Genomic DNA, 23727 nt, shown 5'->3' with positions numbered 1-23727 from the left:
TTTGTTGATCAAAAACACCCTTCATCTTTGGGAAATCAACACTGTCAATTTTTTTTGCCCTGTTGGCTAATAAAGCTGCATTTGAAATTTGGGACATTGAGTCAAATGAATTTCTAATATATTGAAAAAAGTCTTTTGTTACTTATTCAATAGAAACACAACCGGTACTTCTATATCAGAAAACTTGTATTTTATAATTCGGAAGATTTTTTGTAGTAATTGAAACCTTTTTAAAATCATTCTCTTGATTCATTAAATTATTAAACAAATTATCCTTCCATTCATCATGTTCACTAGAGATTTTATTAATTAGATCAAATAAAACACTCATACAAAACTCTGCTGTATCAATAGCTTTTGAGGTGTTTAATACAAATTGCCATGCATCATAAACATTATATTTATATAGCTCCATTTCAAGCGTTTTATCAATCACGGGTCACGTTCCTCCACTATACATAATTTTCATTTTGGAGTGGATTCACTCCATCAATATCGTCTATTTGGTTACAGGGTTACGTATAACGTTGTTGTTTTCACTAACCCTCATTGGCTTAAGGCGCATTAGCGCCGGGTCCGACGGACTTTGCCAGTGCAAGGTTGTCTGCTGATTCTGCTTCCCCGAAATCCATCTGCAGACCAAGGGCCGTCAGGCCCGTCGCGTGAATACGTTGTTAACTGAAATCCCGACTTCTTCGATTCGGCATATCAACATGTTTACTTTATGGGGTCGAAGTAATAAAATTAATAAATTCCTTCCCAAAATCAGTTATATAAAGCAAAGTTAATCCTTCTTTTTCTACAACATTCCATGTATTGCCCATCGTTTTTTTATCAACAAGAAGAGACTTCGAAATTAAGTCACACATATAAAATTCATATTTTCCTTCTGTTTCGATCGTATTAATATTTGGAAAGTGAGTTTTTATTGTCTCAATAGTTTCTATCTTGAATGACCTACTGGTTAACTGACTAACACTGCCAATATAACCATCTTCTAAATCCATACTCCCTCTTCGTCCTGTTTCCTTATACATCTTCAATATTTCTATCTGTATGTAATCAAGTCTACTAACCAAGTCCAAAAAGGTTTCCCTGAAAGTTGATTCATATGACATAATTGTGTTTGAAACCAATATTTGACGAAAAATTCTAAGCTTCTCTTCACTTGTAATATCGATTACTCGCTTCAATATTGATATGTATAAATCATTGAAAGTTTCTGATGTAAAGGCACTTTCTTCCAAATTAATTCCATGATCAAGTATATAATTTAGAAAACTTTCTACAAAATTATTAATTCTCTTCTGAACAATTCTCCCTCTAATATCAAATATCAGCTCGTTTAACAGTCCTCCTGCATAAGGGACATTTGAAAGACTTGCTTTCAGTATTCCAATTAATGATTCCTTTATTTTATCGTGCATTCTTATCTTCCTTTTCTTCGGGATTTCAGTTAACGTCTTTTTTGCGAAATTCACAAAATATTGTGCTATGTATGTATTCGTGAACTTCGTAAAATTTCCTTTTATTGATAATTTCATGAAATGAACAACTTTACTCCCGTCTTTTATAAAACAACACGTTGCATGTTATTCGACCAATTTCTTTCAAAGAATCGGCAATCGGAACAAATTCTTGTCTTTGATCAATGACAAGAATTTGTTCCGATAAAATAAAAAAACCGCATTTTCTGCGGATGCTTATCGGACTATTTTCTTGTCACTCGACACTTGTCTAAGACGCCCAAGCAAGAAATCATCTGATAACGATACGAGCTCTTGCCGCAGCATGCTTAGACTTAGCATTTGAATGGCTGATTTACATTCCCAATCCTTAAACACTGTGAGGAATTCTGGGAAGTAACGATCCAACCAATTATGGACATGTCCTTGTACAACACGTAGGTCAGTAGACAGGTAATCGCGAATTTTATGGCCTCACACTTTGTTAACCCTTCGGCTCTTTCCGCTCCCAGCTAACCTATGTAAACTAAGTCCTGACGATGTTATTAGAGGATGGCAGAAATCCATGAAACGTCATTCTGGTGTGCGTAGAGCTCTCATCTACTCATCGATCTTGCCAAGCAAACCGTTGGTTCCAAACAGGCTTCACACGCTTACATGCTCCATCTTGAACAGCTTCTTGAAGAGCATGACTAGCAAAATAAACAGCTGCAGAGGATCGAAAAAGTAGCTAAAGACGTTGTTGAATGTATCCCTTATTCTGGCAAGATTCTAGGCATTACACGTATGAGTGCAATTGATTTAGCTGGTGTTTTAATAGAGTCTGGAGATCTTAGAGATTACGCGCACGTGAACGCTAACTCCGCCATGCAGGCCTTAATTTAAACGAAGCAAGCTCGGGTAAATGGAAGGGACAAATGACACTTAGTAACGAGGGCGCCCTCGCATGCGTCACTTTGGATGGCCATTTTTCTTTCAGTTATATGAGAAAATCATTAAAATTGTTATTTAGACAGGTCCAACCTCAATCTACCCACCCCTTTTCTTTCTCCCTACATATCATAGTAAATAACTTTGAATATGGAGATGAGTGAATGACAAAACCAATTGATGTATTAATCCCAGCGATTGATAAGGATCTAGGGACACTTCCCCATGTAATTGATGCTGTGAGAAAGTTTGTGAAGCACCCTATTCGAGAAATCATTATTGTGGCTCCACGTACTCAACGAATGCTTAATCTTTGCTCACAAAAGGGGTGTAGATTCGTACATGAAGATACCGTTCTACCTATAACGAAGAGAGACATCCATTATCAAGGAAAAACCTGGAATCGTTCTGGATGGCTATATCAGCAGCTTCTCAAAATGAACGGCGATACGATATGTACATCAAAGTACTATTTGGTCATAGATGCAGACACCATGTTCATTCGTCCGCACGTCTTTAAGATAGGCAACAAGACTGTGTACTACTGTAGAAACTGGAGTCAAGGCGAATATTTCAATACGTATAAAAAATTGATGGGAAAAAGCCGTTCTGCTCGATTGTCTTTCGTAACTCATTACATGTTGTTCGAAAAATCAAAAATAAAGCAATTGAAACAAGTGATTGAGTCTAAACATAAAAAAAGTTGGTATTCAGCCATTATGAAAAGCATGAATACATCCAAGCAATTCGCTTTCTCTGAATTTGAGACCTACGGTAATTTCCTTTATTCCATTAAGCCTGACAAAATGATCTTAAAGCCTGCAATGAATAAGAGCTTGAATATGAGAGGTCCACATATGTCTCCTTCTAAAATATCTTCCCTGTCAAAACTTTATAGGTCGATATCTTTTCACAAACGTAAAGGTTACGTTAAAAGCATTAAGAAGTTAGTGAAATGAAGCCCTATTATGTTGTCTGAAAAGGACCTGTACACAAGGTTAGCGGCCTTGGACGAGCAAGTAGAGCGTATGTACGATCACTAAAGAGGCAAGGTGTCACTGTTATAGTAGGTACTACAAGCAATCGTATACTCCCAAAAGTCAAGAAAGCACTTATTTATCATCATATTCCAATTCACATGCAATGGAAGAAAGTGCGAATATCTTATGATCCTATCATATTGAACACCGTATGGGAAACAAACAGGACCCAAAAAAGTTGGCTTTCCAGTATGAACAAATTTGATGCGATTTGTGTTCCATCACAGCATAACAAGATGGCGCTAAAGAATAGCGGTATCAAGGTCCCGATTTATATTGTTCCTCATGGTGTAAATACCAAGGAATTTCATCCGAACAATAAAAAGATATTTTTGCCTCAAGCAGCAGGGAAATTCACCTTTGTTTCTGTCTTCGGCTTTCAGCATCGAAAAAATCCAGAAGGCCTGCTACGGGCATACTGAGAAGAATTTTCCTCTCGTGACAATGTTATTCTTGTGATAAAAACGAACGGATATGCACCTTTTGAGAATGAGAAATGGATTAAACATCAAATATGGTTATACAAAAAAAAGACTCGGTATCCGAAAAAAAAAGCTCCTATTCTCATTATTGGCAACCGGATAAGTGAAAAACAGCTAAAAGGTTTATACACGCTTGGAGATGCCTTCGACCTTCCCACACGTGGCGAAGGTGTCGGACTCCCTTTTCTAGAATCATTGGCTAGCGGAGTGCCAGTCATCGCGACTGGTTGGGGTGGGCAGATGGATTTCCTTACGAAAAAAAAACTCTTTCCTACTTCCTTATAAGTTGAAGAACCGCACATTAAGTATGAATAGTTCCCATACCATATCGAGAAAGTTCAGCAATCTATTTGCACAAGAAGGACAACTATGGGCGGAACCTGATCTGCAAAGCTTGAAGATGACCTTGAGGAAAGCTTATGAGAATCCCGAGCTTTGCAAAGCAAAAGGACGACAAGGTAGAAAGGATATGTATCGATTATCATGATCGTGCAGGGAAGTTAATGAAGCTTTCGCTTGAAAAAGTTATGAAATTCAAAAAATACAAGTAAGGATGCTATACCCCAAGGAGGCGTATATAACTTGCGTATTGTACTATTGTGCGGGGGGTCGGGAAAAAGACTATGGCCTTTATCCAACGAGATTCGCTCTAAAGTGTTTCTTAAACTATTAAAAAGCCAAGATGGTGTCAGCGAATCAATGATTGGGCGAATATGCAGACAATTAGATGAGGTCGGACTGCTTCAATCCACCTATATTGTTACTCATCAAAGTCAAATGGAGATTACGCGCACCTATGTTGGTGAACACATTCCGATCATAGCAGAACCTTATAAAAGAGGAACCTTTACAGCTGCCGCTTTAGCCATAAGTTATCTTCATGAGAAAATTCAAGTGGATCCAAATGAAACGATTTGTATTCTTCCCGTTGACACATATGTAGATACTGCTTTTTTTCAGTTACTTCACTGCTTTCCTGAAGTTCTTTCACGTTCAAACGCAGATCTTGCACTCTTGGGAACGAAACCAATTAACCCCTCAGATCAATTAGGCTATATTGTTCCCGTACTGCCTAAGGAGTGTGACGAGTATGCCTTCGTCAGTCAGTTCATTGAGAAGCCAAATGAAAAAATAGCCATCAGTTTAATAGAGCATCACGCTATGTGGAACTGTGGCGTATTTGCTTTCCCCTTAAAATTCATGCTTACTTATTTGCATAATAGTGGATTTCCTGATCAATTTGATACATGGTTAGCAAATTACGAGAACCTTGCAAATCTAAGCTTTGATCGAGAAGTAGTCGAGCACACACAGTCTGTTGTCGTCTTGGGATATGAAGGTTTCTGGAGCGATCTGGGGAGCTGGACAACGCTCTGCAGTCATTTCGAGGATCGAGTTATCGGTTTAGGTAGAATCTCAGATGATGCAGTCAATTCCCACATTGTCAATGAACTGCCTTATCCAATTAAAATTATTGGCGTTCCAGATATCATTGTTGCGGCTAATTCTAACGGGATTATAATCGCAAATAAGGATAAAGCTAATCAAATTAAGGAAATACTCGCTGATATTTCCCCTATTCCGATGTATGCAGAGAAACGATGGGGTTCCTATCGAATAATTGATTATTGGAAGAAAGATGATGGGAATGAAACCATGATTAAGAAAGTGAATCTCACTCAAGGAAACAATACAAGTTATCATCAGCATCACAATTGTCAAGAAATCGTAACGATTTTGTCAGGTTGTGCAGAAATCCTTATGGAGGATAAACTGTACATGCTTCAGGCGGGTGATGCTTTACAAATTCCAGCAGGCATCAAGCATGGAATTAAGGCAGTTACTCATCTTGAGTTAATGGAAGTCGTATTGGGGAAAGAACTTGCGCAAGAAGATATCACTCGTTATGCAATTCACTGGTAATTCGCTCAATTGATTAGACTTCTACGGTGAAAAACCAAGCTTTAAATAGTATTGAATTACAAGCTATCTCGGCCCACTATTCAGATACATTACAGTCCTATTATGTATTGCAAAAGTTTAAGTCTATCTCATTTTCCAATAGGGTAGGTTTTTACCCTCTACATTCATTACTCACTCAACATAAACTATGATGACATATACTTTATTTCAAACGATATTACCACCTTTGAAACAACTATACAGAAGACCCTCACTTCAATTTGAAGTAAGGGTCTTTGTTGAGGCTACTAATTTGTTTAATTATTAACCACCAGAATTAATATTTGCATCATCAATACCGTTATTGCTGCTGCTTTTGTTATTGTTACTTGGCTTTTGGTTTTTTTGCTTTGCTGATTTTATGCTCTTTTTCTGGTTCGTCATGACTATAGCCCACCCATCTTAATTAATTTGGAACATCACTATTATGTGTTTTTCGAATTACTCTACACCATCCATTTAGTGGGCTTAGTGGGTTCTCTATTATTCGTATAAATGATTTACATATAGGAGAAAACATTAGATGACTAAATAAACCCCATACCCCATTTAAACATCAAAAGAAATGAGTGATTGTATGTATTACTATAAAGAAGAACTAATTAATCAAATTGTTCCGGACAAACCTGATCCAGCAGCAGCTAAAGTCTTACAAGAAGCCCTAGGCGGGCAATTTGGTGAGATGAGAACCATGATGCAATATTCTTTTCAAAGCTCTAATTTCCGAGGTAATGCTACACAATATCGCGATTTAATCCGCGGGGTATTTCTAGAAGAGATTTCTCACGTTGAACTGGTTCAAAATACGATAAATCAATTACTGAACGATTCTGGTAAATCCTTTGGTGTAGGAAACGCAGGTATCGATGCCGCACCACTTGATGAAGCACTCAAACATGCAAATCCCCACCATTTCATTGTCGGCGCTCAAGCCTCTTTACCCGTAGATGCTGGCGGCAACCCCTGGAATGGTTCCTGGGTATACTCACATGGTAATCTGATTGCTGATTTATTAAATAATTTAGTTCTCGAATCAACAGGAGTCCTTCAAAAAACCAGAATTTATGAAATGAGTTCGAATAAAACGTTAAGAGAGACGCTTGGGTTCCTCATCGTTCGTGATAATGCACACCAAAATGCTTTTGCCAAAGCTTTAGAAACCCTAGGTGTTGATTGGGGGAAACTGTTCCCTGTTCCTAATTACGATATTAACAAGTATCCAGAATGCAGAAAATTTGTAGAGATGGGTTATCATAATATTCAGTTTAACTTTCGTTTAGATGATACACGAATCGCTGAGGTCTACCAAGGTGCTTCACCAAGTAGAAATAAAGGCCAGCTTTTAGTAACCCCGCCGCCGATGGGATTCCCGGTTCCTCAACTACCTGACATGCCAAATGAGCATAGTCCAGGATTGCAAGATATGTTTGTTTAAAAGCATTTATACTTATAGGCTTACTCCTAAATCAGCAGGAGTAAGCCTAATTCACTTTAAAGTACTTTAACTAGTCGCTATCATTATCATTATTGAAGATTTCATCCAACTCTGAACTATGTTCGTTCGCGGCTGCCTGGATCTCTTGATCTACTTGATTACTTCCTTGAATTTGTTCTGCAGCTTCGGTTTGATTGTTCAGTTGTTCAACAATTTGACCAGCCCCATGTGCGCCTTGATGTCCTCTACTTGATGTCATCGTAGTTGTATCCTCCTTTATGGGTAAATAGACTTCCAGCTATATTATGGCGTTATTTTCCACTCTTATTCTCGGCGTATATTAAACCTGAATGATAATCGGCAATATCATCGGCCTTCTTTTAGTCTGGGTATATAAATATTTGCCAACCGCTTCTTTAAGCGCTTGTTTGTAGAGCCCCCATTGGTTCGTTTTTGTCTCTTGCAGCTGTGTGATGGTCGTTACTGCAATCCGATTTACTGAGTGAAAGCAAAAAAATCAAGATGCCATCTTCAGATAACACTTTCCGATCTCGTAAAACAATATGACCAATATCTCCAATACCAAGTCCATCTACTAGCGTATTCCCATTCGGAATATGACGCTCTTGACGAGCGATAGAGCCTGTAAAGTCAACTACCGCGCCGTTATTGATAATAAAAATGTTATCCGAATTCACACCAACAGCTTCAGCTAATAAACGATGCTGATACAGCATCCGATAATCGCCATGAATTGGGATAAAGTATGTAGATTTTATTAATGTGAGCATGAGCTTTAATTCTTCCTGACTGGCATGACCGGATACATGCATGCCCGTTACCATTGACCGATCGCTGCCATTTTATGAATATCTGCATATTGCTCGTTTACTGGAGTTAAATCAAACTAAAAATCACCTGTATGTACAACTACGCCTTGCGGGGTATCGAAGACGATACCTAAGCAATCAGGAATGCTGTGGTTCGTTCGAAAGAAACTTAGCGGAATCCCACCCACCTAATGTAAGGTTAGTATTTGCATCAATCTCGTGTAGTGTAGTCGTGCCCAGAAGTCCGTGTTCTTTCAATTTCTCCTTAATTAGGCCAAGGGTAAGTCGCGTAGCATAAATGGGCAAGTTCAACTGTTTAATAATATAGGGAATACCGCCAATATGATCTTAGTGTCATTGTGTAATAATCAAACATCTCACTTCATCTTTATTTTTAAGCAAATATGAGATATCAGGAATAATTAGATCAATGCCCAACAGGCTTTCATCTGGAAAATTTGGAACCACAGTCGATAACAATGATGACATCGTTATATTGAATGTACATATTTTTCCAAATTTGTTCACACCACCAAGAGCTACGATTGATAGCTTATCCTGGATCGATTTCAAAAAAAAAAACCTCCATCGCTTATGCTTAAATTCTAGGTGAGTTTCGCCCATTGATAATGGTACATATAAAACACTTCGTCTTTTTACCTTTTAACATTTGCTCATTTTCGCAAAGTAAACAACGCATGTTATCACCTCTGTTGTATTATGTCCTAAAAATAATCAAAATTTACTTTTTCAGTAATTTAATTCTATTTATAACTATCAAGTTTGCTTGGACATACTATCTAAAATTTCAAGTCACATTACAATAGGGGGAAGTTATTAGAATGCATCATCATCAGCTTGGGGATATGGAAGATAATATGGCAAATCATTATATACCTATGACTTCCGTTAGAAGCGGTGAAGGTGAAGAGGTTAGCCCCGATCTATTCTGCTATACCAACCAGATCGTCAACATAAGTATGGTTGGCACTGCCGAAGAATGGGTGTTAGTGGATACTGGCATGCCGCATTCCGCTAAACATATTCTGAAAGCCGTAGAAGATCGTTTTGGTGCAGGCTCGATACCAAAGGCCATTCTTCTAACACATGGACACTTTGATCACGTTGGCGCTGTTATTGATCTCGTTGACGTTTGGAATGTAGTGGTGTATGCCCACGAGTTAGAAATACCTTATTTAACTGGCCAAGCCAGTTATCCGGAACCTGACGGCTCTGTTGAAGGCGGACTTCTAGCCAAGATCTCACCATTCTTTCCTAATGAACCTATTAATCTTGGGAGTCATGTACGAACTTTCCCCTCTAATAGCAGTATCCCTGGCATGCCAGGATGGCGGTGGATCCATACACCAGGCCATACGCCTGGGCATGTCTCGCTTTTTCGGGATAAGGACAGGGCGCTTATTGCAGGTGATGCTTTTGTAACGGTTGAGCAGGATTCACTGTACAAAGTTCTAATTCAGAAAAAGCAGCTAACAGGGCCACCGGTATATTTTACAACTGATTGGCATGAGGCTGAGCAATCGGTCAGAAAGCTAGAAGCTTTAAAGCCGAGCGTAGCCATTACCGGCCATGGAGTATCTATCTCTGGCGAGGAATTAACAAGTGGATTGTCTCAATTGGTGGCCGATTTCAAACGGATAGCTGTCCCAAACCATGGGCGTTATGTAGATAACAAGATTCAGTAAATGGGTTGTTGACCGTATGAGAATTTACTTAAAAATATTAAATCTCATTGGATTGATTTGATAATGATTGCAGAAATTAAACCAGAGGTGATAATGTGTATTCCTTATGGCAAGGCACAGGATCTTGAAACAAATAAATGGAGCCTACTTTCAATTGCATCCATCCCATTAATTATGACGTTGGGAAACTCAATGTTAATTCCCGTTCTTCCCTCAATTCGTAACAAGTTACAAATAACGTCGTTTCAAGTGAGCTTATTAATTACCGTTTACTCTGCAGTTGCTATCATACTCATTCCGATTGCTGGGTATTTGTCGGATCGTTTTTGGCAGGAAGATCATCATTATCCCGAGTTTACTCATCACTGGAATTGGTGGTTTGATTTCTGGTTTAGGCGCTTGTTGGCTAGAACACCCCTATGTGGTCATTATGCTAGGCCGTGCGTTACAAGGGGTTGGAGCCGCGGGGGCGTTCCCTATAGTGCTTCCACTTGTCGGCGATATGTACAAAAATGAAAGTGAAGTTAGTAAAAACCTAGGAATTGTAGAAACAGCCAACACGCTGGGTAAAGTTCTGAGTCCTATTTTAGGTTCGGTACTGGCTTCCGTGGTTTGGTTTCTTCCGTTTCTAACCATCCCTGTGTTGTGTGTAGTATCTACTATATTAGTTGCCTTTCTAGTTAAATCTCCCAAGAAAAAAGATAAGAATGAAGAAAAAGTAACCTTTAAGCACTTTCTTCAAAGCCTTAAGCAAATATTTATGAACAATGGCCGGTGGTTATCCGCTATTTTTGCTATAGGTTGCATCTGTATGTTTGTTATTTTTGGGACACTGTTCTATTTATCAGACACACTTGAGGACAAATACCATATTAAAGGCATATGGAAAGGATGCGTGATTGCCATCCCTTCTGCCGTGCTATGCCTTGCGTCATTCATTACTGGCAAAAAAATTGGTGAAAATAAGATATTAATGAAGTGGATCACTCTATGTGGAGTAGTAATTATTACTGCCTCACTTGTCGTATCTGGCATGGTTCAATCCCTATACTGGTTAATCACTTTAATTAGTATTGCAGGCATTGGGATAGGTGTTACTCTACCCTGCTTAGATTCCTTGATAACGGAAGGAATAGATAAAGGAGAAAGAGGTACAATAACTTCCATCTATAGCTCTATGAGGTTCATTGGCGTTGCAGTTGGTCCCCCACTGGCTTCAGTTCTTGTGAAATTTTCACCTCAACTTATGTTCTATTGTATCTCTGGTACTTGTGTAGTTGCTGCGCTTCTTGCTTTATTCGCTATAAAACCAATTCAAGAAGGAAAGACTGCAAAGTAATGAAGATCTCCAATTTATGGAGGTCTTTTTCCTATTTCATATACATATTGACAATTCCCTTGCCCTTGTTACACAACTAGGGGATCTGGTCGATATCTCGCGACATTAAAAGATCTTTAATTTGGACATGCTAACATTGAATTCATATCATGGTTAAAAAGGAGACACTCAATGAGAAAGATCATCATAGTTACAATTTCTATTCTTTTAACATTAACATTCAATTTTTATGCGGTTAATAGCTTAAGTATAAAAAGTAGTACGAGAGCTGTTACGATGAATACAGACTATTCTCCTTTGCCAGATAACAGTGTAATAGATAACAAACACGTGACTAGTTACAAAAATACAGGCACAGTATTGGAGTACTAGGTTATGTTATTTTTAAGTTACTAAAAGCAGTTATGAAGTGTTCATGCATTGAGAAATGAATTGGTGTGAGCAAATATTGGGTATGCTACAACTGAACAAAACACCCTATGATGAATGCGAGCGAGGCTATAATGAATCAAGTCAATCTAGTGCGATTATTTGTTGCTGTACCGGTCCCGCCCGGAATAAAGCATGCATTCGCCAGCTGGATCGATCAAATCAAACCACATCTGTCTTTTCGTAAATGGGTTCATCCTGGGGACCTGCATATTACGCTGCAGTTTCTCGGGGATACACCGTCAGGAAGTGTCCTTCGCATTAACCAAGTTCTGCATGAAATAATGACAGTAACTAGTCCACTCTCTCTTCGTGTGGAACCCCTCGGCTTTTTCGGTCGATCGACCCAGCCTTCTGTGCTGTGGGCCGGTGTCGGCGGCGACGTAGAGGCGCTTCGCAACTTACAGAAACGGGTAGCCGAGGCACTTACGCCACTTGGCTTTTCTATTGAAGATCGTAATTTTCACCCACACTTAACACTTGCACGCAATTACATAAGCAAGACTTCATTTGATCGTAATAAGTTGAGTACTTTAACGATGCTTAATTCTTCCCCAGAAGACCTACTTTCGTGGAAATCAAATGAAGTTATGCTTTACCGGAGTCATTTAAACAAGCGGCCAATGTATGAAGCAATTACTTTCGATGATTTGAAGTCTGAATGAACTTCAGAACGGGTGGTGGGTTTGATACAACATATTCTCAGGAGGTTTTTCAATTTGAAAAATAAATCGTTCATCTCTGCACGTTTAATTGCTAGTTCATTGGGAATTGCAACAGCTGTATCTTTTCCGATTTACTTTGCTATGAAGGGAAAATAAATGCGAATATACTGTTATACGATGTAGTTAGGAATCAATTCAATTCTAAACAAACAATAACCCAAAGGATGCTAATTCCTTGGGTTATTTTCATATTTACTCGGTTTAGTTACATCCCCCTCTGTTACAATACCATGGGAAGTGGGAAGTTCTCTTCATAACATCGATTTATCAAGTAATCCTGTACGGATAAATAACCAATTATTCACAGGATAAAAGCAGGCTGAATCCTAATAATAATGTAGGCTTCTAAGGCCAATTTAGATATTTTGGGAGGGACTTCAAAATGAATCAATTCAACAATGCATCTCAATCGTCTTTTACAAACGGATATGCTAATTCTAATACTTCGCATGACCCGATCATTTCTCATTACGGAGGCTACCAAGCACAAAATTCCCAGCGCAGCAATCAGCCTAACCATGCATCTCAAATCAATGCTTACTCTCAATACGTCTCACAGCCTGTCATTTCTCATTATGGCGGCTACCAAGCACAAAATTCTCAGCACAGCAATCAGCCTAACCATGCATCCCAAATGAATGCTTACTCTCAGTACGCCTCACAGCCGGTCATTTCTCATTATGGCGGTTACCAGGTACAGAATTCCCAGCACAGCTTTCAGCCTAACCATGCATCTCAAATATTTGCTAACGCTCAATACGCCTCACAGCCTGTCATTTCTCATTACGGTGGCTATCAAGCACAGAATTCCCAGCACAGCATTCAGCCTAACTATGCATCCCAGTTTAATTCTAACTCTCATTACGCCTCACAGCCTGTCATTTCTCATTATGGCGGCTACCAAGATCAGAATTCCCAATATAGTGGATATCCACAACAAGGATCAATACAATCATCACAACCGGTCATCGCGCACTACGGATATACCAGTAACTAATTTAGTCGAATAAATAAATTGAGGACCTTCATCTCTAATGTTTATAGAGATGAAGGTCCTCTTTTATAATATCCCCTTACCTTCCTGATATGTCGCTCTTGCTTTCTCCTCGCCAGCTATATCTTCATATAGATCAGCAATCGGGTCTCCCTTAGCTTGTATGTAGGCTGCTGTTCATGGAACGCCAGAAGCATTTTAATAGATCAGCGCCTTATCATGGGCCACATAGTGATCATCTAAACCGGCTGCCTTGATTTGCTCCAACGTTGCGTCCTTCATAAGTTTATAAACTATCGTTGCAATCATTTCTAAGTGGGCAAATTCCTCTGTGCCAATGTCTGTCAACAATCCCACAACCTTATCTGGAATTGTATACCGTTGGTTTAAGTATCTAAGGGCCGCGGCGAGTTCCCATCCGCACCTCCATACTGCTCAAGAAGCATTCTAGCCATTCGAGGAATGCATTTACTAACTTTTACGGAAAATTGAAGCTTCTTTTCATAAATCCACATCAACTGACCTCCTTCTCAAACTTGCCAAGGCCATGGTGTCTCCACCCACCTGCCAAGGCTGCCTCGTGAAGCTATGACCAAAGGGCATCAGTGGACCAAATTCCATTTCAAACTTTTCAGCTGTGTGCATGCGTTTCTGAGCAAATTGATTGTATTGCTGAATGATGCTTAGATCATCAGGGTGTGTATCCAAGTAGAGCGTCAACTCCCCCAAGACAAAATCCACAGCCTGCAAGTCGCATAGTTGCGAATAATAGGAATTGGGAAGCACATGGTGACTCATGTTTGTTCGACCTCCCTAGGCTTCTCCTGAACCATTGGATAGGGTCCATATAGCGCTGGCCATAATGATGTTCCTATTTGTAAAGCTTCATACGGACTAAATTGCGGTAGACCAGGCGGAGAGTACATACGTCTCCTCCTTTTCAAAGCCTTTATTAATCGTTATCTGCGTTATAACTTGACCAAAATCACTTATTCTACTTTAATTTTGTTAGATTCTCCAGTACCAAAACGTTGTCTCGACATTAAAACTTGAAAAGAAATATATAACCAAATGGACTTTGAGTTTATGATTAATTCCACTAACTCCCCCATTAAAAAGCGCCTCCATTGAACAAACTAACAAGCGAAACCAAAAAAGAGTTGAGAGGAGTTAGGTCATTATGAAAAAAGTTCAAACTCTTACGTTAGCTATTTTATTAACATCAGCATTAAGTTTTGGAACCGTTGGTGCACATGAAAATACAGGTGTTGGAATGAACTCTTCAACAGGCTCAACAAGTATAAATACAAATAGTAATATGAATAATTACGGTGCTTATGGCACAAATACAGGAACGATTAGCTCACCTTCTGCGTCTCCCAGTGCTAATCTAAACCAAACAAATTACAGCAATGGGATTAATTCTTACTCTAATAAATCAAATCCTATCCGCGCTTATGATACCGCAAATTCGGGGTCGAAAGCTTCCAACTGGGGTTGGCTTGGATTGCTTGGTCTGATTGGTTTAGCTGGAATGAGATCAAGAAATAACGTTAGAGAAAGATAAGCTAACCCTATGTTAGTTCGATTCAAGCATCCATGAATTATAAATGGGCATTCAGACATAATAGTAAAGTTAAAATTTGATCTATGAGGAGATATAATAAAATGGGAATTTTAAGTGGAAATCCTAAAGATGAACCTCTTCACTACGGTGAAATTTTTAGTGTTTGGCAGGCATCCACAGTAGCTAAAGGGGCTGTATCTTGCTATCAAGCTTATTTAAATCACTCAGGTGACAAAGAACTAAAAAAAATTCTAGATGGTCTTATTGACCAAGCAAAACTGGAGATTAAAGAACTGGATAATATTCTTATTGATAACGGAATTCCACCTATTCCTGTACTTCCTGAAAGACCGTCAGTTAAACTTGAAGATATTCCCGTTGGTGCAAGATTTTCAGATCCTGAAATTTCAGCTAAAATTGCTGCTGATGCTTCACTTGGACTAGTTGCTTGTAGTCAAGCTATGGGACAAGCGATTAGAGAAGATATCGGCGCTCTTTTTGCAAAGTACCATATCACAAAAGCGGCCCAAGGATTAAAAATACTTGAAATGAGTAAAGATAAAGGTTGGCTCATTCCTCCACCACTACAAATTAAAAGACCTGAGACTGTTAATGCCTAAAGATAAAAAAGTGAGCAGGATCCCAATGGGATTCTGCTCACTTTTTTAACACGATACAACTAAGGTTTCAAAATTATTTTAATAGCCTGATCCTCTTTCTTATTAAAAATGCTGTATGCATGCTCCGCATCATCCAACTTCATTCGATGGCTAATGATATCGGTTGGGTCAAATACACCTTCTTTGATTTGGCGATATAATTCAGGCATATAGTGAATGACTGGAGCCTGCCCCATCTTTAGCGTAATATTGCGGCTAAACAAGTCACCAAAAGGGAAAGCATTGTAATTCATTCCATAAACCCCAGTAACCTGAATCGTGCCGCCTTTGCGCACCAGCTTAGTAGCCATTCGGAATGCGCCAAGTCCACCACCTTGAATTTTAAGCATCGTTTCTATTTTCTCCACAAAAGTCTTCTCAGAATCCAACCCTACAGCATCGATAACTACATTCGCTCCACCACTTTTGCACCTTTTAACCAAGCAAATTTCTGTGTCAGCAAACCAACGGGCCCACAGCCGAGAATAATGACGGTATCACCTGCATGATCCACATTCCAATAGGCAGAAGGAATAATATCAGAGAGAAATAGGATTTTCTCATCCTCCATTTCAGCATCCTCAGGCACTTTGAAAGGGATGAAGTTCCCATAAGGAACACGCAACAATTCAGCTTGTCCGCCTGCATATCCGCCATATATATCCGAATAGCCGAAGTACCCACCTGTATCACCATGTAAAAAATCATTCGAATTATCACATTGGCTTTCTAATTGATGGGTACAGTACCAGCATTGGCCACATGCGATGTTAAAAGGAAGGATGACGCGGTCTCCCTTTTCACCTTGGTTACATCTGTTCCTATCTCCTCCACGATTCCCATAGGCTCATGACCGATAATAAAGTCGTCTCGCATATTTGGCATTTCCCCATTTTAGAGGTGAAGATCCGAGCCACATATGCTAGTAATCGTGATACGAACCAGAATATCATCCGATTTTTGTAATGTGGCATCAGGTATTTCTTTAACTTTCACATTCCGAATCCCTTGATAGGTTAACGCTTTCATTGTATCCCTCCATTCTTATATGTCATTATTCTCCTCCCCTGCTTTCTTTATTATCATTTTGAAGCCAAACGTGGTTATAACTCCAATAAATGGGCAAATTAGCAGGGAAATAAAGGTGAAAAACGAGAGTAAAGGAGTTCTGAGAATGAATACTGTGAACCCAATTAAGAATGATCGTAATTTCACTTCATATGCCAACCGCAATCTGTGGTCTGGTATTTTATTTGGCCTCGGTTTAGTCGGTTTTATTGATGAAACGGTATTTCATCAACTTCTGCATTGGCATCATTTCTACGATAAATCCACGACCCAAATCGGCTTGATTTCCGATGGTCTGTTTCACGCGTTCAGTTGGTTTGCTACCATTGGATCACTATTTATGTTTGCGGACTTACGTCGTCGAAAAGCTTTACACCTCAAAAGATGGTTTGGCGGTGTTTTCCTAGGCAGTGGCGCCTTCCAACTCTATGATGGAACCATCCAACACAAAATTATGCGTCTTCACCAAATCCGCTACACCCCAAATGTGATTATTTACGATATGGTTTGGAATATTGGAGCTAGTATCATGCTACTAGTTGGAATCATTCTTACACTGCACTCATGGAAAGAATTACGCAATGGACATATAGGGAGAGATGCATCACATGTCGAATGAACACCTTTCGCATGGAATCGGTGTTCATTCTGACTTACTCCTCATATTGCTAGCTCTAAGTGCAATTATTCTCTATCTATACGCCGCGGTTAATTCCAGTCGTACTTACAGGAGATGGCCAGTCACGCGCACTCTTTATTGGTTTCTTGGCACACTTTGTGCTTTACTATCTATTGCTGGCCCATTAGCCCATCTTTCTCATATGGATTTCACGGCTCACATGTTAGGACATTTACTTCTTGGAATGTTGGCTCCCCTATTCATAGCACTTTCTGCACCAGTAACCCTCATTTTAAGGACCCTGCCCGTACGTCTTTCACGCAGACTCGCACGTATTCTCAGAAGCTTGCCTTTCCGCATAGTTAGTGATCCTTACGTAGCTTCCCTCTTTAATATCGGCGGACTCTTTATTTTATACACAACAGACCTATATGCGAGGATGCACCATTCCTCAATATTATTTCTATTTGTGCATCTTCATGTCTTCTCGGCGGGTTACTTATTCACGATTTCGGTGATTTACATCGACAAACCTTCGCATCAAACAAGCTTCGTTTACCGTTCCATTGCATTTGTAATTACTATGGCTGCACACGGGATTTTATCAAAATATATGTATGCAAACTCACCAGAGGGTATTTCAGCAATCCAAGCAGAAAACGGCGTTAAGCTCATGTATTATGGCGGGGATGCCATCGACATCTGTATCCTTATTATCTTTTTCACTCATTGGTTTAAAGCCGTACACCCCCGTCATGCACTTCCACCAATAAAAGTGGAGCTTTATAATTCAATAAAGTAAAGCCCATTTTACATGGCTTTTATTTAACGATATGAGGCTAAAGGACCTTCAAAATATATAATCTGAGAAATTCGAATATGTATGGCACGATCTTTCAAATTCAATTGCACGTGGTCTACAGCAACTCCAGCGAGAACTCCCTCTACCTTTCCAGCAGTCGTCATAATAGCAATTTCTTGACCTTGGTGTCTGCTTATATGCTGTACAAACACGGGGTTAAGTTGTGTGATATACATATTAGGCTGAGGAATTCCTGTAATTGGAATAATTTGTGTATGCATTACCGGCCTCTGCGACACGAACGCTGGCTGATCAATTGGATTTTGACTCATAGGGTTGCCAAATGTATGCCATTCATATCTCCCTCGCCTCTTCCCCAAAAAATTCTTTATTAACTTTATGCACAACGAAGCAACTAGGTGAATCGAACGAATTTCCCTACGTTGGGATTGGATTATTGTATTTAAGTGTCCTTTAATTGAAAATAACAAAAAGAGACCCCAGCAATGGGCTGAGGGTCTATGTTATATATTTAAAGGGGGCGAATTAAAATTATACTATGCCTTATGAAAAAAACATTTAAGTAGTGTTACATTTAACTATCGTTTCTCGTTAGATTCCTTAAATATAATACGCCAAATACCGATCCCTAAAGAAGCGGTATTTCCCTTTTCATTAGTTAATATACGAATTACATATTTACCCGAAATCACATTTAAACAATAAATCTATATTAAAAAACATATTTTCATGCATCATTCAATCGGTTTCCGTTCCAATGAGTTGAAAATTTCCAGAGAGATCCTATGGATCATCTTTACATCTTCAACTCTTTTGGTTCTAAGAAATTCACTATGCTTCTGAATAATTGATTCTAATTCATAATTTTCATCCTTGAGATCAATTTCATGATAACCAAATAAATCACTTGGTTTTAGATCGAGTGCACCCATAATTTTCTCTAATGACTCCAAAGATATGTTTCTTGCACCTCTTTCTACATCACCTAAATATCCTTGTTTTATATTAGCTTTGGTTCCTAACTCCAGTTGCGTTAATCCTTTTATCTTTCTATAATTCTTTATCTTTTCCCCTACAATCACTTGTAAATTTGACATCCAGTTACCCCCATTATTTACTATCACTTATAAGGTATTAATTTAATTGTTAACAAACCTTTTAAGTGATACAATATATGTATTCGTATCCTATATAGTTATCGAGGTGAGTTTTATTGTTGAGATTTTTTCATAACGTCGAATATGGTGATTTTAATGAGGGAGGTGGTTTTCTTTAGAATGAATCTAGGGAAAATCACAGTTAGATTGCTTAGTAAATTAAATTTGATAACCGCTAATCAATGCATTTTACCTAAAGGTTTCTACGAATACGGATGGGCGGAATGGCTTCCTTTAGTGAATATTAGTACACTCCCTCAAATAAGCTACTGTGTCTCTAAGGAATTTACAAGAGAAGATACTGTACAGTATCTAAGCTTACACAAAAGCAATCAACTTTTTTGTAATTTTGAAAATGCAGATATATTGTTCGGCACAGAATATCAAATAAACGAGTATTATCTTATCTACTCTCGTGAACTTATGATCAAAGAAAATCTGAAAAAAAATGGCTTTTCTTATCCAAATACGATGGAAGAAGTTATCGATTTGTTTCTTCAACTTGGATTCCTAATTCAACAATCAGATCAATCTGGTAATATTATACTCGATATGGTAATACGACCATTTCCAAAAGTAACTGATAAGATAAAATAACGGTAAATCACAGGAGTGAAGACATCATGAACAGCACACTAGTAAGTCCAATTGTGATTGAAAATATTATTCAATGTAAAATTCGTGGAAAAGTAGCATATCAAAGTCATGTCCCAGCTACTGTCGCTTTAAACATGACTTTTGTCAAACCTTTTGACGATCCTTCAGGTAAGGGCTACCAAAGGCCAGTTGATCCAAAAAGATGTAATGATTTTGCAATTTACCTATCAAAAGGCGAGGATGCCTTGTTTACCCCCATTTTACTCAACGCAGGAGGTCAATGGGAGTTCTCAGCATATGATAAGCAACGTCCTGCTTTTGGTCGAATCATTAGTAAAGGTAAAGCTTCATTAATGGACGGTCAGCACCGACTAGGTGGAATTAAAAGATATACACAAGAAACCAATGCCGAGATAAACATTCCATTTCTTGCTTTTCATTGTCTAGATGAGGATGAAGAAATACGGCTTTTCAATACGATAAATACAAAAGCTAAAGGAATTGGCTCCTCATTAAGTAAATATTTACGTAGAGATTCAGATGACATGAGCTGGATAGCTACTGAGCTACTCATTCGATCTGAAAGTCCATTTTATAATATTGGGAGTATTATTGGAAAGAGAAACAAAGGACGTCATATTACTCTACAGAATTTGTATAGAACCTTACATTTATTAAGCAAAAATCCTAAGGTTTCATTCTATTCACGAGAAGATAAATTAACAATGGCATTGACTTTCTACAATGCTGTAAAGGAATGCTTTCCACAAGAGTGGCTTGATTACAGCAGTTATCGATTAACACATATTGTTTGTTTAGATGCACTTTCCATTGCAGGGTCTACTATACTCGCTAACTGCTCGACTGAGTCTAAGCGTCAATTCGACTATAACGGAATTACTAAAGCAGTTATAAAATTAGGTAAAATTGATTGGTCAGCTTCAGGACCCTTAAAATATATAAAAGGAATGAATGGATCTAAAAGCTTGGCGATGGATCTTGAAGAACGTATGCTTTCTTAGAAGGGGTGGGACCATTGAGTCCCACCCCTATTTAATTTGCTTCAGTATCAATATGTCCAAAGCGAAGGATAGTAAGTTCTCTTAACTTTACATTTTCTAACCGTAATTTCTCCAAGGCATCCCTATACGTTGCAACCAGATCAGTCAAATGAGTCACTTTCGCTTCTAGTATTGAATAATTTTTTGACAGCTCTTCTGATCGAGTTTGAGTTGGGTCTGCATCAGGAGGTGAGTCGAAAATCAATTGAAGTTCTTCCTCCAATTTGACGAACCAACTTTCCAGGTACTCTCGTTGTGGGCCTGCCCACAACATTCGAGAGCTTTTCAAACCAATTCGTGGTCGTGCAGCAATCAATTCAAAAACAACGGATTTGGAAATACGGGTTATTCGACCTTTCTTGGCATCATTCAGTATCTTTCTTTTCACTTGCGAGCATTCCCAGGACAAATCACTATTGGAAAAAGATGAAGTGCGAGCCAATCATCCCATCTCCTCACTGTTTATGAACTTTAGTATCTCCTCTGTACTTGGTATAGGTATAGGTTTATTTGATTTTGGTTGAATTTTCGAATCTTGTTTAAAATAGGTTTTTGCCTTTTTCCAGAGCATAGCATGCAACTTCTTCGCTTCATTTTGCTTCATTCCAAATTTATCAACCCACAATTTGTTTTCTGTTGTGCTTAAACGATCTTTTATATCATCAGCCTTCTGGAATACCATTCTTCGTTGCCCTGTGGATTTCAATTCCTTCTCAGCTTCAATACAGTAAAAGTAATGTAACATTTCTCTGAAAACTTCTACTCGGTGTGCATCCTCCGAATCTTTATCTGGACTATAATAATCACATGCTCGACAATGCCCTGGTGTGTGGCCACAATTAAGCAAAACATGCGCATTGCAGTTATGTGTATAACCTCCTACAACACTCTCTGAGAGCTCAGCATCTAATTCAAGTACATTTCCTCGAAATTTAAGAGGAGCAGCCTCCATGACCTTCTGTGTAAGTTTGAAAACTTCCTCAAGCTTTGTTGGTGTAACCATAAACTTGGTAGATATCTTTGTAATCTCATCGAGATTAGTATTCGCATCCACTGAAAAACTCTGATAATCACCTTTTGTAGTTTCATGTTTTGTTGTTCCCCATACGCCTTTTTTTAAAATTTCAGCAAACTTACCCACTTCTTCTGCTGACATTGTTTGTGTATATGGCTTTTTGGAAGAAGCATGACTATGCCCTGCTTGACGTTCCAATAACAAGCCATTATCACCTATTATTTGACGATATGTAAGATGAAGTGCCCTTAAATTATGTGGCGTGAAATAAGGTTTAGTAAGCTCTGGCCAAAGCTTTCTCTGAATACGAGCTAAGAATTTATAAAAACTGCCGGCTCGAATTGGAGCATCATTATGTCTTGTAGCTAATAAACGTAATTCAGTAAGATCGTCCCCTCCCCACTCAACAGGAAAGTGCAAAGGTTTTGATGGAGAAAAATGCAATAATTCATTAAACCATTTCACTGCATCAGATTTAAGCGCAACTTGATGAACCCATTCGAATGACTTCTTGACTGGTTGATTTCGAATTGTTTTAGTTTTTTGAAATCTTATCCAATATTCCCCCTTTGAATCTATCGTTATTGCCTCTTGAAGAAGATTAACAACCTCATTTGGCCTAGCTGCAGTTGATAAGATAAGCAAACAACCTCTTCTATAGCGATAGTCCATTAAATCATTCTCATTAAATAGAGCACTTTGATTATTAAGTAGATTTTGAACAAAAATGTATGCTTTTGACATGCTGAATACGCGCCCATGGTTTTTTGACAAAATTCGCTTAGGGGTAGGTATTATGCGATCAATATTGAATCGGTTATTTGTTGTTCTGTTTAACCAACGAAGCCATTGCCGAATTGCCACTCTAAACGATGCTTTGTTAACTCGTCCTTTCATTTGACTAATTAATTCGTTGTATACCTTAATTATAGAATCTTCATTTAGGTCTTTAATACATAAAGACTTAGCTTGAATTGCGAAGTATCGAATGTACTTAGCAATCGATCTCCAATAATTTTGACTTATCGTTTTCTTGCCATATCGAAATAGTAATATGCCCTCGTCATCAAAATGATCATCGGTTACCGTTCCATTCACTCGTCCAACCAAGTAGGAGAATACAAAATTGAATAAACTCTTTCCAAAAGACGCTTCGGTAGATAATATCCCCGCGGCAATCCAAAGATTCTTCTCAGCGTCATTGAATCTCACCAGAGATTTGCCTTCAACATAGGAATCCACCTCCATAGCTAGCATCTTACCAAGAATAGCCAGGCTACTTTTATGATATTTTGCAATCTTTCTTGCCTCTTTCAACGTCGTTGTTGTTATTACTTTATTTCCCCCAAGACCATCTTTAAGTGCATAACCTGCAAACCACAAGCATGCAACCGTTTGGAGTAAAGTTTTTTTTACTTTCATAATCCACTTTCCACTACTCATCTGATAGATCGAAGGATAGTGACGTTCAAATAATTCATCGAAATAAAGAAAATTGGGTAATATAGAGAATGGAAATTTATTAAGATTGATACGTTGAGGAAAAGCTAGTTCAATAGGAAGAATTCCACGTTGTAAAAAAGCAAGAAGTAAGATGTAATCTTTTTGTATTGCTAATAACTTGAGGAAATTGCTAGGTTGTGATAGACCTACTACTGGTGATGACAGCAGAACTTCAATAAATGGCCATTTATTTTGATTTCGATACTTTATGTATTCTGATTTAGTTAGATGTTTCCATGTATCACTAGATCCCTTTCTTTTAGCAATAATAGGTATAGCGTTGCTTTTTGTACGGGCTAATGACAAAGACATGTTTTCCT

21 protein-coding genes and 5 pseudogenes are annotated in these 23727 nt (G+C 38.5%); 15 read left to right on the top strand and 11 right to left on the bottom strand.

Annotated elements, in window-relative coordinates; translation table 11 throughout:
- Positions 1-175: 175 nt before the first annotated feature.
- Together A8709_RS15245 and A8709_RS15240 are read right to left on the bottom strand one after the other, a co-directional pair.
- On the bottom strand, positions 176-436 hold the full coding sequence (locus A8709_RS15245; RefSeq protein ID WP_065853212.1) for a hypothetical protein: 261 nt from the start codon (positions 434-436) through the stop codon (positions 176-178).
- A 286-nt stretch (positions 437-722) separates the two neighbouring features.
- Positions 723-1544, bottom strand: a complete 822-nt coding sequence (locus A8709_RS15240; RefSeq protein ID WP_244163199.1) for a hypothetical protein — start codon at positions 1542-1544, stop codon at positions 723-725.
- 1016 nt (positions 1545-2560) lie between these two features.
- On the opposite strand from A8709_RS15240, the gene A8709_RS15235 reads away from it, so the two are divergent.
- The 5 genes from A8709_RS15235 to A8709_RS15220 all read left to right on the top strand — a co-directional run bounded on the left by A8709_RS15235 (position 2561) and on the right by A8709_RS15220 (position 7315).
- Complete coding sequence (locus tag A8709_RS15235; protein ID WP_065853211.1) at positions 2561-3355, top strand: DUF6492 family protein; 795 nt, start codon at positions 2561-2563, stop codon at positions 3353-3355.
- A gap of 179 nt (positions 3356-3534) precedes the next feature.
- A complete protein-coding gene (locus A8709_RS35150; protein ID WP_244163198.1) occupies positions 3535-3858 on the top strand; it encodes a glycosyltransferase family protein in 324 nt (107 codons plus the stop codon).
- Between the two features lie 33 nt (positions 3859-3891).
- Positions 3892-4203: a glycosyltransferase gene (locus A8709_RS35145; RefSeq protein ID WP_244163197.1), complete on the top strand. Its 312-nt coding sequence runs from the start codon at positions 3892-3894 to the stop codon at positions 4201-4203.
- A gap of 297 nt (positions 4204-4500) precedes the next feature.
- Positions 4501-5841, top strand: a complete 1341-nt coding sequence (locus tag A8709_RS15225; RefSeq protein ID WP_065853210.1) for a sugar phosphate nucleotidyltransferase — start codon at positions 4501-4503, stop codon at positions 5839-5841.
- Positions 5842-6457: 616 nt separating this feature from the next.
- On the top strand, positions 6458-7315 hold the full coding sequence (locus tag A8709_RS15220) for a manganese catalase family protein (protein ID WP_065853209.1): 858 nt from the start codon (positions 6458-6460) through the stop codon (positions 7313-7315).
- A 70-nt stretch (positions 7316-7385) separates the two neighbouring features.
- Here A8709_RS15220 and A8709_RS15215 read toward each other — a convergent pair whose 3' ends face one another.
- The gene (locus A8709_RS15215; protein WP_065853208.1) at positions 7386-7574 is read right to left on the bottom strand and encodes a hypothetical protein; all 189 of its coding nucleotides are present in this window, start codon (positions 7572-7574) and stop codon (positions 7386-7388) included.
- An 81-nt stretch (positions 7575-7655) separates the two neighbouring features.
- A pseudogene (locus tag A8709_RS15210) lies at positions 7656-8718 on the bottom strand (ribonuclease J).
- Between the two features lie 269 nt (positions 8719-8987).
- Here A8709_RS15210 and A8709_RS15205 point away from each other — a divergent pair.
- The 4 genes and pseudogenes from A8709_RS15205 (at position 8988) to A8709_RS15185 (ending at position 13341) form a co-directional block, all read left to right on the top strand.
- Positions 8988-9851, top strand: coding sequence for an MBL fold metallo-hydrolase (locus A8709_RS15205; protein ID WP_065853207.1), 864 nt, complete (start codon positions 8988-8990; stop codon positions 9849-9851).
- A 93-nt stretch (positions 9852-9944) separates the two neighbouring features.
- Positions 9945-11190, top strand: a pseudogene (gene bcbE / locus A8709_RS15200) (bacillibactin exporter BcbE).
- Between the two features lie 503 nt (positions 11191-11693).
- Positions 11694-12284, top strand: a complete 591-nt coding sequence (gene thpR / locus A8709_RS15190; RefSeq protein ID WP_065853205.1) for an RNA 2',3'-cyclic phosphodiesterase — start codon at positions 11694-11696, stop codon at positions 12282-12284.
- Between the two features lie 442 nt (positions 12285-12726).
- Positions 12727-13341 carry a hypothetical protein gene (locus A8709_RS15185; RefSeq protein WP_065853204.1) on the top strand — a complete coding sequence of 205 codons (615 nt, stop codon included), beginning with the start codon at positions 12727-12729 and terminating at the stop codon, positions 13339-13341.
- 84 nt (positions 13342-13425) lie between these two features.
- Here A8709_RS15185 and A8709_RS34915 read toward each other — a convergent pair.
- A pseudogene (locus A8709_RS34915) lies at positions 13426-13853 on the bottom strand (manganese catalase family protein); the annotation flags it as partial.
- 15 nt (positions 13854-13868) lie between these two features.
- A pseudogene (locus tag A8709_RS15175) lies at positions 13869-14136 on the bottom strand (spore coat protein CotJB).
- A 382-nt stretch (positions 14137-14518) separates the two neighbouring features.
- On the opposite strand from A8709_RS15175, the gene A8709_RS15170 reads away from it, so the two are divergent.
- A complete protein-coding gene (locus A8709_RS15170; protein ID WP_065853203.1) occupies positions 14519-14905 on the top strand; it encodes a WGxxGxxG family protein in 387 nt (128 codons plus the stop codon).
- Positions 14906-15006: 101 nt separating this feature from the next.
- The gene (locus A8709_RS15165; protein ID WP_065853202.1) at positions 15007-15525 is read left to right on the top strand and encodes a DUF3231 family protein; all 519 of its coding nucleotides are present in this window, start codon (positions 15007-15009) and stop codon (positions 15523-15525) included.
- 59 nt (positions 15526-15584) lie between these two features.
- Here A8709_RS15165 and A8709_RS15160 read toward each other — a convergent pair.
- Positions 15585-16593 (bottom strand): annotated as a pseudogene (locus A8709_RS15160) (alcohol dehydrogenase catalytic domain-containing protein).
- Positions 16594-16738: 145 nt separating this feature from the next.
- On the opposite strand from A8709_RS15160, the gene A8709_RS15155 reads away from it, so the two are divergent.
- Together A8709_RS15155 and A8709_RS15150 are read left to right on the top strand one after the other, a co-directional pair.
- Positions 16739-17251 carry a DUF2243 domain-containing protein gene (locus tag A8709_RS15155; RefSeq protein WP_065853201.1) on the top strand — a complete coding sequence of 171 codons (513 nt, stop codon included), beginning with the start codon at positions 16739-16741 and terminating at the stop codon, positions 17249-17251.
- Entirely contained in the window at positions 17241-18053 is an 813-nt protein-coding gene (locus A8709_RS15150) for a cytochrome c oxidase assembly protein (RefSeq protein WP_065853200.1), read from the top strand. Before A8709_RS15155 ends, A8709_RS15150 begins: the two co-directional genes overlap by 11 nt.
- A gap of 23 nt (positions 18054-18076) precedes the next feature.
- On the opposite strand, the gene A8709_RS15145 is transcribed toward A8709_RS15150, so the two are convergent.
- Positions 18077-18385: a DUF2642 domain-containing protein gene (locus A8709_RS15145; RefSeq protein ID WP_065853377.1), complete on the bottom strand. Its 309-nt coding sequence runs from the start codon at positions 18383-18385 to the stop codon at positions 18077-18079.
- Positions 18386-18808: 423 nt separating this feature from the next.
- Positions 18809-19171, bottom strand: coding sequence for a helix-turn-helix domain-containing protein (locus A8709_RS15140; RefSeq protein ID WP_065853199.1), 363 nt, complete (start codon positions 19169-19171; stop codon positions 18809-18811).
- A 180-nt stretch (positions 19172-19351) separates the two neighbouring features.
- Between A8709_RS15140 and A8709_RS15135 the strand changes: the two genes are divergently transcribed.
- Together A8709_RS15135 and A8709_RS15130 are read left to right on the top strand one after the other, a co-directional pair.
- On the top strand, positions 19352-19828 hold the full coding sequence (locus A8709_RS15135) for a DUF6042 family protein (RefSeq protein ID WP_065853198.1): 477 nt from the start codon (positions 19352-19354) through the stop codon (positions 19826-19828).
- 26 nt (positions 19829-19854) lie between these two features.
- Positions 19855-20850 carry a DGQHR domain-containing protein gene (locus A8709_RS15130; protein ID WP_065853197.1) on the top strand — a complete coding sequence of 332 codons (996 nt, stop codon included), beginning with the start codon at positions 19855-19857 and terminating at the stop codon, positions 20848-20850.
- Positions 20851-20881: 31 nt separating this feature from the next.
- Here the strand turns inward: A8709_RS15130 and A8709_RS15125 are convergent, their stop codons facing one another.
- Both A8709_RS15125 and A8709_RS15120 read right to left on the bottom strand, forming a co-directional pair.
- The gene (locus tag A8709_RS15125; protein WP_065853196.1) at positions 20882-21331 is read right to left on the bottom strand and encodes a hypothetical protein; all 450 of its coding nucleotides are present in this window, start codon (positions 21329-21331) and stop codon (positions 20882-20884) included.
- The gene (locus A8709_RS15120; protein ID WP_065853195.1) at positions 21332-23719 is read right to left on the bottom strand and encodes a site-specific integrase; all 2388 of its coding nucleotides are present in this window, start codon (positions 23717-23719) and stop codon (positions 21332-21334) included.
- Positions 23720-23727: the final 8 nt, after the last annotated feature.

Origin of the sequence: Paenibacillus pectinilyticus, assembly GCF_001700435.1 — a bacterium.
Lineage (GTDB): Bacteria > Bacillota > Bacilli > Paenibacillales > NBRC-103111 > Paenibacillus_E > Paenibacillus_E pectinilyticus.
This window is presented reverse-complemented; position numbering and strand designations above follow the sequence as displayed.

Coding starts and splice junctions, on each gene's coding strand:
- A8709_RS15240 (WP_244163199.1), bottom strand. CDS start 1,544: ATGAAATTATCAATAAAAGGAAATTTTACGAAGTTCACGAATACATAC.
- A8709_RS15235 (WP_065853211.1), top strand. CDS start 2,561: ATGACAAAACCAATTGATGTATTAATCCCAGCGATTGATAAGGATCTA.
- A8709_RS35150 (WP_244163198.1), top strand. CDS start 3,535: ATGCAATGGAAGAAAGTGCGAATATCTTATGATCCTATCATATTGAAC.
- A8709_RS15220 (WP_065853209.1), top strand. CDS start 6,458: ATGTATTACTATAAAGAAGAACTAATTAATCAAATTGTTCCGGACAAA.
- A8709_RS15215 (WP_065853208.1), bottom strand. CDS start 7,574: ATGACATCAAGTAGAGGACATCAAGGCGCACATGGGGCTGGTCAAATT.
- A8709_RS15205 (WP_065853207.1), top strand. CDS start 8,988: ATGCATCATCATCAGCTTGGGGATATGGAAGATAATATGGCAAATCAT.
- thpR (WP_065853205.1), top strand. CDS start 11,694: ATGAATCAAGTCAATCTAGTGCGATTATTTGTTGCTGTACCGGTCCCG.
- A8709_RS15185 (WP_065853204.1), top strand. CDS start 12,727: ATGAATCAATTCAACAATGCATCTCAATCGTCTTTTACAAACGGATAT.
- A8709_RS15170 (WP_065853203.1), top strand. CDS start 14,519: ATGAAAAAAGTTCAAACTCTTACGTTAGCTATTTTATTAACATCAGCA.
- A8709_RS15165 (WP_065853202.1), top strand. CDS start 15,007: ATGGGAATTTTAAGTGGAAATCCTAAAGATGAACCTCTTCACTACGGT.
- A8709_RS15155 (WP_065853201.1), top strand. CDS start 16,739: ATGAATACTGTGAACCCAATTAAGAATGATCGTAATTTCACTTCATAT.
- A8709_RS15150 (WP_065853200.1), top strand. CDS start 17,241: ATGTCGAATGAACACCTTTCGCATGGAATCGGTGTTCATTCTGACTTA.
- A8709_RS15145 (WP_065853377.1), bottom strand. CDS start 18,385: ATGAGTCAAAATCCAATTGATCAGCCAGCGTTCGTGTCGCAGAGGCCG.
- A8709_RS15140 (WP_065853199.1), bottom strand. CDS start 19,171: ATGTCAAATTTACAAGTGATTGTAGGGGAAAAGATAAAGAATTATAGA.
- A8709_RS15135 (WP_065853198.1), top strand. CDS start 19,352: ATGAATCTAGGGAAAATCACAGTTAGATTGCTTAGTAAATTAAATTTG.
- A8709_RS15130 (WP_065853197.1), top strand. CDS start 19,855: ATGAACAGCACACTAGTAAGTCCAATTGTGATTGAAAATATTATTCAA.
- A8709_RS15120 (WP_065853195.1), bottom strand. CDS start 23,719: ATGTCTTTGTCATTAGCCCGTACAAAAAGCAACGCTATACCTATTATT.